General features: G+C 64.3%; 9 protein-coding genes and 1 pseudogene. 6 read left to right on the forward strand and 4 right to left on the reverse strand.

What is annotated here, in order from left to right:
* Positions 1–37: 37 nt before the first annotated feature.
* The gene (locus A2J02_RS06245) at positions 38–1,900 is read right to left on the reverse strand and encodes a BCCT family transporter (protein ID WP_197477957.1); all 1,863 of its coding nucleotides are present in this window, start codon (positions 1,898–1,900) and stop codon (positions 38–40) included.
* A gap of 289 nt (positions 1,901–2,189) precedes the next feature.
* Between A2J02_RS06245 and A2J02_RS06250 the strand changes: the two genes are divergently transcribed.
* From A2J02_RS06250 to A2J02_RS06260, 3 genes are read left to right on the forward strand one after another with little or no spacing between them, the layout of a single operon-like run.
* Positions 2,190–3,104 (forward strand): serine/threonine-protein kinase, encoded by a 915-nt coding sequence (locus A2J02_RS06250; RefSeq protein WP_068048163.1) that lies wholly within the window; start codon positions 2,190–2,192, stop codon positions 3,102–3,104.
* A 46-nt stretch (positions 3,105–3,150) separates the two neighbouring features.
* Entirely contained in the window at positions 3,151–3,525 is a 375-nt protein-coding gene (locus A2J02_RS06255; protein ID WP_068048166.1) for a TetR/AcrR family transcriptional regulator, read from the forward strand.
* Positions 3,522–3,875 carry a PH domain-containing protein gene (locus A2J02_RS06260; protein ID WP_068048169.1) on the forward strand — a complete coding sequence of 118 codons (354 nt, stop codon included), beginning with the start codon at positions 3,522–3,524 and terminating at the stop codon, positions 3,873–3,875. The genes A2J02_RS06255 and A2J02_RS06260 overlap by 4 nt, the downstream gene beginning before the upstream one ends.
* A gap of 37 nt (positions 3,876–3,912) precedes the next feature.
* Here the strand turns inward: A2J02_RS06260 and A2J02_RS06265 are convergent, their stop codons facing one another.
* On the reverse strand, positions 3,913–5,394 hold the full coding sequence (locus A2J02_RS06265; protein ID WP_068048170.1) for an amino acid permease: 1,482 nt from the start codon (positions 5,392–5,394) through the stop codon (positions 3,913–3,915).
* Between the two features lie 417 nt (positions 5,395–5,811).
* On the opposite strand from A2J02_RS06265, the gene groL reads away from it, so the two are divergent.
* From groL to A2J02_RS06280, 3 genes are all read left to right on the forward strand, one after another.
* Positions 5,812–7,437 carry a chaperonin GroEL gene (groL, locus tag A2J02_RS06270; protein WP_008713461.1) on the forward strand — a complete coding sequence of 542 codons (1,626 nt, stop codon included), beginning with the start codon at positions 5,812–5,814 and terminating at the stop codon, positions 7,435–7,437.
* Between the two features lie 145 nt (positions 7,438–7,582).
* A complete protein-coding gene (locus tag A2J02_RS06275) occupies positions 7,583–8,380 on the forward strand; it encodes an RsiV family protein (RefSeq protein ID WP_068048172.1) in 798 nt (265 codons plus the stop codon).
* 30 nt (positions 8,381–8,410) lie between these two features.
* The gene (locus A2J02_RS06280; RefSeq protein ID WP_068048175.1) at positions 8,411–9,313 is read left to right on the forward strand and encodes an alpha/beta fold hydrolase; all 903 of its coding nucleotides are present in this window, start codon (positions 8,411–8,413) and stop codon (positions 9,311–9,313) included.
* Here A2J02_RS06280 and A2J02_RS06285 read toward each other — a convergent pair.
* Both A2J02_RS06285 and A2J02_RS06290 read right to left on the reverse strand, forming a co-directional pair.
* Positions 9,310–9,633: a putative quinol monooxygenase gene (locus A2J02_RS06285; RefSeq protein ID WP_068048178.1), complete on the reverse strand. Its 324-nt coding sequence runs from the start codon at positions 9,631–9,633 to the stop codon at positions 9,310–9,312. The genes A2J02_RS06280 and A2J02_RS06285 overlap by 4 nt on opposite strands.
* A 46-nt stretch (positions 9,634–9,679) precedes the next feature.
* Positions 9,680–9,905 (reverse strand): annotated as a pseudogene (locus tag A2J02_RS06290) (NAD(P)-dependent alcohol dehydrogenase); the annotation flags it as partial.

The following is a 9,905-nucleotide window of genomic DNA, read 5'->3' on the forward strand; positions in this document are numbered from 1 at the left end:
CGAAAGTTCGCGAGGGTCAGAGAGTGGTGAAAACGGCTCAGCTGGGGTTGTTCTGGTTCTGCCCCTCGGCCGATTCGGCGAACTCCTGAGTGTCGAAGACCTCTCCACCCAGGGGGTCGACCGGAGCGTTGTCGCTCGAGTACTCGACGGCTCCCGTCTCGGGATGGACTTCGAGCTGCTCGGTGGAGACCTCGTGCACTGCGAGTACGACGGTTCCGCCGGAAGCAGCCGAGGTCAACCCCTCCTGCGACGGCGTCAGGCCGGAGAACGTGCTCGAGATACCCGACGTCGCCTTCTTGCGTGGAGCCGGCCGAGCGGGGGTGTCCGTGTCGTCCCCGGTGACCTCCGAGGTGGTGGTCACCCGCACGTACCGCGGAGTGGTGGCGACGTCGTAGCGGAACGCCTTGAGCATCGACACACACGCCAGCGCCAACACCACGGAGAACGGCACGGCCGTCGCAATCGACATCGTCTGCAACGCCGTCAGAGAGCTGGTCCCGCCGACGAGCAGCAGCACCGCTGCGGCGATGCCCTGCAGCACGGCCCAGTAGACGCGGGTGATCTTCGGGGTTTCCAGTTGGCCACCCGTCGAGAGGATGTCGATCACCAGCGAGCCCGAGTCCGAGGACGTCACGAAGAAGAACACGATGACCGCGATGGCGATGACACTGGTGATCGCGGCGATCGGGAGGCCGTCGAGCACCTGGAACAGGCTCGTGTTGGTGTTCACTGCCCCTTCGGCGTCGAGCAGGTCTCCCTCGTTGCGCTGCCGCAGGATGCCGGTGTCACCGAAGATGGTGAACCACAGCGATCCGACGATGGTCGGTGCCAGCAGCACGCCGAACACGAATTCACGGATGGTGCGGCCACGGGAGATACGCGCGATGAACATGCCGACGAACGGTGCCCAGCTCATCCACCAGCCCCAGTAGAAGATGGTCCAGCCGCCGGCCCAGCCGTCGTCGGAGAACGGCGAGGTACGCAGGGCGAGCTCGGGCAGAGCCTGGACGTAGCCGCCGAGGTTCTGCACCCAGGACTGCATCAGGAACAGTGTCGGTCCCAGGAGCAGCACGAACAGGGCGAGCGAAGCCGCCAGCCCCATGTTGATGTTCGAGAGCCACTTGAGTCCCTTGGAAACTCCACTGACCCCCGAGAAGGTGGCGATACCGGTGATCACGGCGATGAGCACGATCACGAACAGGTTGGTGGTCTCGACCCAACCGAGGTAGTCGAGGCCGGCCGAGATCTGCTGAACACCGAAGCCGAGCGAGGTCGCGACACCGAACAGGGTGCCCACGATCGCGACGGTGTCGATGGCGTGGCCGATCGGACCTTCGATGCGCTTGCGGCCGAGCAGCGGCTCGAGCAGCCAGCGGACGGTCAGCGGGCGACCCTTGCGGTAGGTCATGTACGCCATGCCGAGTCCGACGACGACGTAGATGGCCCAGGCGTGCAGGCCCCAGTGGAAGAGGGTGAGCTCCATCGCCTGGCGAGCAGCGGGGTCGGTGCTACCGGGAACGCCGCCCGCCTCGGGTGGCGTCACGTAGTGCGAGAGCGGCTCGGCGACGCCGTAGAACACCAGGCCGATGCCCATGCCGGCGCTGAACAGCATGGCGAACCAGGACAGGACGCCGAACTCGGGCTTCTCGTCGTCGCGGCCGAGGCGGATGTTGCCCACTCGGCTCAGGCCGCAGTACAGGGCGAACAGCACGAAGCCGGTCGCGGCCAGGATGTACCACCAGCCGACGCCTGCGGTGATGGCTTCGTTGAGCGTCTCGAACGAATCCGCCGCCGTGCTCGCATAGACCACGGAGAAGGCGATCATCACGAAGATGATGATCGATGCGGGGATGAAAACCGGCTTGAGCAGGCCACCCCAGGCTTCTTTTATTGCTTTCACTTAACTTGACTTCCTTACAACTCGAGTCACCGTAATCGGCTGACCACTATCGGCTTGCCGTTCTTTTTCTCTTGTTTCGGTCAAGTACCGGTAATCACCATAAACGACATCGGCCCAGGTGGCGAAACGTGCGAGGGCGGCCGAACTGGGAAACGGGCGTGGGTGCGCACTCTGTCGAGTCGCCTCGAACAGTCGAACGGACTACAGTTCTGCCGATGCTGCGGACGTGTCCGATTGTGTCACCCCTCGTATTTCGTGGCGTGAAAAATGTTGTGCAGCAGGTGATTCGGTGACCAGTCGATTGCAGCCGGGTTCGGAGTTCGCCGGATTCCGGGTCCAGCGCCGCCTCGGGGTCGGCGGTATGAGCGAGGTGTATCTGGTTCTCGGCCGGGGCCACGATCGGTACGAGGCCCTCAAGATTCTGGACCGGGATGCGTCGCGATCTCCGAGGTTGCGCAACAAGTTTCGGATGGAAGCGGCCGTCGCCGCACAGTTGGTGCACCCGAACATCGTGTCGGTGCACGAGCACGGTGAGTTCGAGCACCAGCTGTGGATGTCCATGCACTACGTGGACGGCTACAGTGCTGCGCGGCTCGTCGCCCGCGGACAGATCGCCCTCGACGTCTCTCGGGTGGCGCGCATCGTCGCCGAGGTGGCCAAGGGGCTCGACTACGCCCACTCGCAGGGCGTCGTGCATCGGGACGTCAAGCCCGCGAACATTCTCATCTCCACCGAGCGATTCGACGGCTACGAACAGGTGTTGTTGTCGGACTGGGGAATTGCGCGCCTGCTCGATGATTCCACGCCGCTGGTGGCAGGCGGAACGGTGATGGCATCCATCCCGTACGCGGCACCGGAACTGCTGCGCGGGGGAGTGCTGAGCGCGCAGACCGACGTCTACGGCCTGGGGGCGACGCTCGTCGAACTCGCGACCGGCCGCACTCCGTATCCACTGGCCACGCCGTTGGCCATCACCGCCGCGCATCTCACGGCCGAGCCGCCGTCGGTGACCCGTCGTCGACGGTCGTTGCCGCGGGGGCTTGACGCGGTGGACGCGAGGGCGTTGGCGAAGGATCCATCGGACCGTTTCCGAACCTGCGTAGAGCTCAGCGACGCCGTCGCGGCTGCAGTGGAAGCAGGAGTTCCGGAACCGCCGCCGCGACGCTCGCCGTTCACGAGGTCGCGGTGGCTCAAATTTTCTTGACCGATCGTTCTTGACCGATCGGTCATAAACCTGTCATGCTCGACGCATGGGACGTACCAGAAGCTTCGACGAGGCCACCGTCGTCGCGTCGGCCGCCGAGCAGTTTCGATCCAACGGCTACGAAGGGACGTCCCTGGACGATCTGCTGCGCGCCACGGGACTGCATCGCGGCAGTCTCTACCAGGCGTTCGGCAGTAAGCGAGGATTGTTTCTCGCCGCGTTGACCAGTACCCGATGGGACGTGGATCTGCTGCTCGTGGCGTTGTTGGAACTTGCGCCGTTCGACGACCATGTCCGCGAAATCTGCGCGAGCAGCCTTGCTTCCGGTGCCACCGAAGACGTCGCGCGCGCCCTCGGCGAACGGTTACTGGTGCGCGCCGGTATCGATTCGACCATTTCTATCGAAGGAGAACTCAGATGAATTCCGTGACCGTCGTCGACGGCACCCTGGTGGTGGAGCCGCAGGGGCTGGACAAGGTGTGGTCGTTCACTCGGAAGCTCGAGATCCCGCTGAGCAGCGTACGCGGAGCTACCCACGATCCGGGAGCAAGCAAGGAGCCCAAAGGAATTCGAGCACCCGGGCTCGGTCTGCCGGGAAAGACCGCGGGCACGTTTCACCGCGACGGCGTCAAGACGTTCTACAACGTCACCGGCAGTGCCGACACGATCGTCATAGAGCTCGAGCAGCAGGAGTATCAGCGGCTGATTCTGACGGTGGAGGATCCGCGTGCGGTGGTGCAGCTGATCAACAACGCCGCCGCGGCGGCGTGACGGGGCACCGGTCTACGGGCCCCGTCACGCGGATCGGCTACTCCTCCGGTTCGGTCGGGCGATTGGCCACCACCGGGTACTGGCCGGTGTAGCCGAGGCGTTCCTCTGCCACCGCGAGCACCTTGGTGCGCACCAGGAACCAACCACCGATCAGTGCGGGGACGATGACCACCAGAGTGGCGATGGTCCAGCTGCCGATCGGGGCGTCGAAGGCCATCAGCACCAGTACTCCGAAGAGAAACACCAGGGTCGCGTAGCTGGTGTACGGCGCTCCGAACAGCCGGAACTTGGGCCGCTCCACGATGCCCTTCTGGGACCAGCGGAACAGCTGGATCTGGCACAGCACGATGGTGGCCCAGCTGGCGATGATGCCCAGTGCCGACATGTTCAGCACGATCTCGAAGGCCTCGCCGGGGGCGATGGCGTTGAGCGCGACACCGAACAGCGTGATGAAGCAGGTGAGCAGAATGCCGCCGAACGGAACGCCGCCCTTGGTCATCTTCTTGGTGAACTCCGGCGCACTGCCGTTCATCGCCATCGACCGCAGGATGCGGCCCGTGGAATACAGGCCGGCATTGAGGCTCGACAGTGCCGCGGTGAGTACGACGATGTTCATGATGGTGCCCGCGCCGCCGAGGCCGATGCTCGAGAAGAACGTCACGAACGGCGACGTGCCGGACTGGTACGCGGTGTACGGCATGAGCAGGGCGAGCAGCACCAGCGAGCCGACGTAGAACAGTGCGATACGGGCGATGACCGAGTTGATCGCCCGCGGCATGATCTTCTCCGGGTTCTCGGTCTCACCGGCTGCGGTACCCACCAATTCGACTGCGGCATAGGCGAACACGACACCCGAGATGACGATGACCAGCGGCCATGCGCCGGAGGGGAACAAGCCGCCGTTGTCGGTGATGAGACTGATGCCCGGCATCTGGGTGCCGACCGGGATTCGGCCCGCGAGGAACACCACGCCCACGATCAGGAACGTCACCAACGCGATGACCTTGATGATGGCGGCCCAGAATTCCATCTCGCCGAACCACTTGACCGACACGAGGTTCAGGCTCATGACGATGACCAGCGCGATCAACGCGATGACCCACTGCGGAATCACCTCGAAACTGCCCCAGTAGTGCATGTACGTCGCAATGGCGGTGACGTCGACGATGGCCGTCATCGCCCAGTTCAGGAAGTACATCCAGCCCGCGACGAAAGCGGCCTTCTCGCCGAAGAACTCGCGCGCGTACGAGACGAAGCTGCCCGACGACGGACGGTGCAGCACCAGCTCGCCGAGGGCCCGCAGAATGAAGAAGACGAAAATTCCGCAGAGCGCGTAGGCAAGGAACAGGCCGGGTCCGGCGCTGGCGAGGCGTCCACCCGCGCCGAGGAACAGGCCGGTGCCGATTGCGCCGCCGATCGCGATCATCTGCAACTGCCGAGGCTTCAGGCCCTTGTGGTAGCCCTCCTCCTCGTGGTCCATCGCCGAATTGTCGTACGAGGTGTCGACCGTATCGGACATGTTTCGATCCTTCTTGTCGCTTTTGTTGGGTTTTGTCCGAATTTTTTGACGTCGAAGCTGTTGTGGCTCAACGGTATTAGCGCCGATGGTTCGATGCACAGTATTCGGATGTTAACAACGCGTACAGATGTGAACAGTGCGTGAAGGACCCTCGCGAAGGTGAGCATCCGCTCGCGGCTGTCGCCGCGCGGTGGCGTCGGGCATGGGGGTGGCGGTGGTTCGCCCCTCGGCTTGCATGAATGGTCGACCTTGCACTCGCCATGGTCGAGTGCTAGAAATGCAGTTGGCACTCTCGACACGTGAGTGCCAGGTCGGGACACGGTGAGGCCGGGGAATCAACGACACCCCTGGTCGTCCGTCGCGGGCACCGAGCTCGGCCAGCAATGTGTCACCCCCAATCCGGAGGATCACTTCGCAATGGCCAAGATCATCGCGTTCGACGAAGAGGCACGCCGTGGCCTCGAGCGAGGCCTCAATGCCCTCGCCGACGCAGTAAAGGTGACGTTGGGCCCCAAGGGTCGCAACGTCGTACTCGAGAAGAAGTGGGGAGCTCCCACGATCACCAACGATGGTGTTTCCATCGCCAAGGAGATCGAGCTCGAAGATCCCTACGAGAAGATCGGTGCCGAGCTCGTCAAGGAGGTCGCCAAGAAGACCGACGACGTCGCAGGCGACGGCACCACCACCGCTACCGTTCTCGCTCAGGCACTCGTCCGTGAAGGCCTGCGCAACGTCGCAGCCGGCGCGAACCCGCTCGGCCTCAAGCGCGGCATCGAGAAGGCTGTTGCAGCCGTCACCGAGTCGCTGCTCGCGTCCGCCAAGGAGATCGACACCAAGGAGCAGATCGCTGCTACCGCTGGCATCTCCGCAGGCGACCCGTCCATCGGCGAGCTCATCGCCGAGGCAATGGACAAGGTCGGCAAGGAAGGCGTCATCACGGTCGAGGAGTCCAACACCTTCGGCCTGCAGCTCGAGCTCACCGAGGGCATGCGCTTCGACAAGGGCTACATCTCGGCGTACTTCGCCACCGATGCAGAGCGCCAGGAAGCCGTCCTCGAAGACGCGTACATCCTGCTCGTCAGCTCCAAGATCAGCACCGTCAAGGACCTGCTGCCGCTGCTGGAGAAAGTCATCCAGTCCGGCAAGCCGCTCGTCATCATCGCCGAGGACGTCGAGGGCGAAGCTCTCTCCACCCTCGTGGTGAACAAGATCCGTGGCACCTTCAAGTCCGTTGCCGTCAAGGCACCCGGATTCGGTGACCGTCGCAAGGCGCAGCTCGCCGACATCGCCATCCTCACCGGTGGCGAGGTCATCAGCGAAGAGGTCGGCCTCTCCCTGGAGACCGCCGGACTCGAGCTGCTCGGTCAGGCACGCAAGGTCGTCATCACCAAGGACGAGACCACCATCGTCGAGGGCTCGGGAGATTCCGACGCCATCGCCGGTCGCGTCAACCAGATCCGCGCCGAGATCGAGAACTCCGATTCCGACTACGACCGCGAGAAGCTGCAGGAGCGCCTGGCCAAGCTGGCCGGTGGCGTTGCAGTCATCAAGGCCGGAGCGGCAACCGAGGTCGAGCTCAAGGAGCGCAAGCACCGCATCGAAGATGCCGTGCGCAACGCCAAGGCAGCCGTCGAAGAAGGCATCGTCGCCGGTGGCGGCGTGGCACTGCTCCAGGCAGCGCCCGCACTCGACAACCTCAAGCTCGACGGTGACGAGGCAACCGGCGTGAACATCGTTCGCGTCGCACTGTCCGCCCCGCTCAAGCAGATCGCATTCAACGCCGGCCTCGAGCCCGGCGTCGTTGCGGACAAGGTCTCCAACCTGCCCGCCGGCCACGGCCTCAACGCCGCGACCAACGAGTACGAGGACCTGCTCGCTGCAGGCATCAACGACCCGGTCAAGGTCACCCGCTCGGCACTGCAGAACGCAGCGTCCATCGCGGCTCTGTTCCTCACCACCGAGGCCGTCGTCGCCGACAAGCCCGAGAAGGCCGGAGCGCCCGCTGGCGATCCGACCGGTGGCATGGGCGGCATGGACTTCTGAGTCCCTTGTTGCACTGAAGAAGCCCGGCACCTTTCGAGGTGCCGGGCTTTTTCGTGTTCGAATCGGGTGCAACCAGCCGCGCTCAGCGCGGTCAGCTGCACCCGATTTGCAGTACTACCCGTCGGGTCTGTGGTTAGGGTCGGTCATGACTCGTATTCGCTCGATGACCGTCGCGTTGGCCGTAACCGTGGTCCTCGCGGGATGCTCCACCTCGGGAACTGCAACGCCGGAGCCCGCACCTCCTGCTACCGCGGCACCGGCTACGACGGTGAGCGTCGAGCCGACCGCGACAGCAGCGACCGAGCCCACCGAGGAGCCGGACGCCGCCGAGCCGTACGTTCTGGGCAGCACCCGCGTCGCCGGTTCCACGGGGAATGCGACGTACGACGTGGCCATTCCGCAGCTCAGTGGTGGGGACTCCGCCGTGACGGCGGAGTTCAACGAGTCGATGCGCGCGGCGCTCCAGGATCAGATCGATGGTGACTACGGGAACGACTTCGCTCTCAGCGACGGCTACTCGACGGGGACGACCCACGTGGGGAGCCGCGTGATCAGTGCCGAGCAGATCACCGGGTGGATCGCCGTCCCGCCCGGAGCGCATGGCAACTCTCTGATAGCGACCGTGACGATCGACGCGGACACCGCGCAACCGATCTCCCTCGACGATGCGTTCACCGATCTCGACGCAGGTCTGGCTCGGCTCTCCGATCAGGCAGCGAGAATTCTTCCGACCACCCGGGCCGGCGAGAGCTTCGAGCGCTCGGGCATCGAGCCGACCGTGACCAACTTCGAAAACTGGACGGCGTCACCGGAAGGGATGAACATTCACTTCGGTGACTACCAGGTCGGGGCCTACGGAATCGGCCTCGTCACGATCACAGTTCCATGGGCGGATCTGTCGGATGTCCTCGCTCCCGGCATGCAGGATGTGCTGAGCAGCTGACCCTCTGCCCGACAATGCGAACATGGACCCATGATGATTCGCGCAGGGGTGCTGGACGTCGCCTTCGACCGATTCGGTGATCCGTCCGGTCGTTCGGTGGTGCTGCTGCACGGGTTTCCGTACGACCCGCGCGGTTACGATGACGTCGCGAGGCTGCTCGCCGATTCCGGTTACGACGTGGTGGTGCCGTACCTGCGCGGTTTCGGTCCGACCCGGTTCGTCGACGCGGCCACGATGCGCTCCGGTGAACAGGCTGCGATCGGCCACGATCTTCGCGAGCTGATCCTTGCGCTCGAACTCGACAAGCCCATCGTTGCAGGTTACGACTGGGGTGGGCGAGCGGCCTGCGTCGTTGCCGCGATGTGGCCGGAGCTGGTGTCGGGCTTGGTGAGCGTCTCCGGCTATCTGATCCAGGACATCGCCGCGGCGGTGTCGACGCCGGTGGCCCCCCACCTGGAGAAGCGGTTCTGGTACCAGTACTACCTGCACTCCGAGCGGGGTCGGGCCGGGCTCGCGGAGTACCGCGCAGAGATCGCACAGACACTGTGGACGGACTGGTCGCCCACCTGGCGGTTCGGGGACTCAGAATTCGCGGCCACCGCACCGTCGTTCGACAACCCCGACTTCGTGAACGTCTCCGTGCATTCCTACCGGCACCGCTACGGCATCGAGGTGGGGGACGCGGCCTACGCAGCGACCCAGGAGTTGCTGACCGAGCAACCGAGGATCACGGTGCCCACGGTCGTGATCGATCCGACCGAGGACACCGTCGCCTCGCTGTACGGCCGCCCGGACCACGCGGCACACTTCGACGATCTGATCGACGTTCGTCAGGTCGATTGTGGCCACAACCCGCCTCAGGAACTACCTGGGCAGTTCGCCGACGCCATCGTGACGCTGGGCCAGGTGGTCCGGGATCGCGGCTCGAACTAGTCGACCGCGAGCTCGCCCAGTTCGTTCCAGTCGGTGCCGTCCACTTCCTGGCTGATGATCTTCGGCGTCTCCTGCAGGTACGGCGGGAGATCCTTCTGTGCCTGCTTGAAGTGATCCGAATTCACGTGCGTCGCACCGGCATCGGGGTCCTTGAAGGCCTCCACCAGGACGTACTCTGTGGGGTCGTCGAGAGTGCGCGACCAGAAGTACCAGAGGCACCCTTCCTCGGCCTGGCACGCTTCGGTGAAGTCGCGTGAGATCTCGGGCCAGTTGTCGGCGTGCTCGGGCTTGATCTTGAACTTGGCGGTGATGAAGATCAACGGTGCTCCTCGTGGTCGAAGTGATGGTTCTTGCTACTACCCGTTTTCACGGTACGAGAATCGCGCGTCCGCGAACACGTCCGTTGTCGAGGTCGTCGATGGCGCTCTGGAAGTCGTCCAACGCATAGGTCTGCGTATGCAGGTTCACCGCGCCTCGCGCGGCGAGCGACATCAGATCGCACAGGTCGTTGTACGACCCGACGAGGTTGCCGACGATGTTCTTCTCCTCGGAGATCAGGTCGATCGTCGGGACGTCGATGTTCTCGCCGTAT

This window comes from Rhodococcus sp. EPR-147 (genome assembly GCF_001647185.1).
Lineage (GTDB): Bacteria > Actinomycetota > Actinomycetes > Mycobacteriales > Mycobacteriaceae > Rhodococcoides.

What these genes read in the sequence shown, in the direction of transcription:
- A2J02_RS06280 (WP_068048175.1), top strand. Translation starts at nt 8,411, where the DNA reads ATGATGATTCGCGCAGGGGTGCTGGACGTCGCCTTCGACCGATTCGGT.
- A2J02_RS06275 (WP_068048172.1), top strand. Translation starts at nt 7,583, where the DNA reads ATGACTCGTATTCGCTCGATGACCGTCGCGTTGGCCGTAACCGTGGTC.
- A2J02_RS06265 (WP_068048170.1), bottom strand. Translation starts at nt 5,394, where the DNA reads ATGTCCGATACGGTCGACACCTCGTACGACAATTCGGCGATGGACCAC.
- A2J02_RS06260 (WP_068048169.1), top strand. Translation starts at nt 3,522, where the DNA reads ATGAATTCCGTGACCGTCGTCGACGGCACCCTGGTGGTGGAGCCGCAG.
- groL (WP_008713461.1), top strand. Translation starts at nt 5,812, where the DNA reads ATGGCCAAGATCATCGCGTTCGACGAAGAGGCACGCCGTGGCCTCGAG.
- A2J02_RS06255 (WP_068048166.1), top strand. Translation starts at nt 3,151, where the DNA reads ATGGGACGTACCAGAAGCTTCGACGAGGCCACCGTCGTCGCGTCGGCC.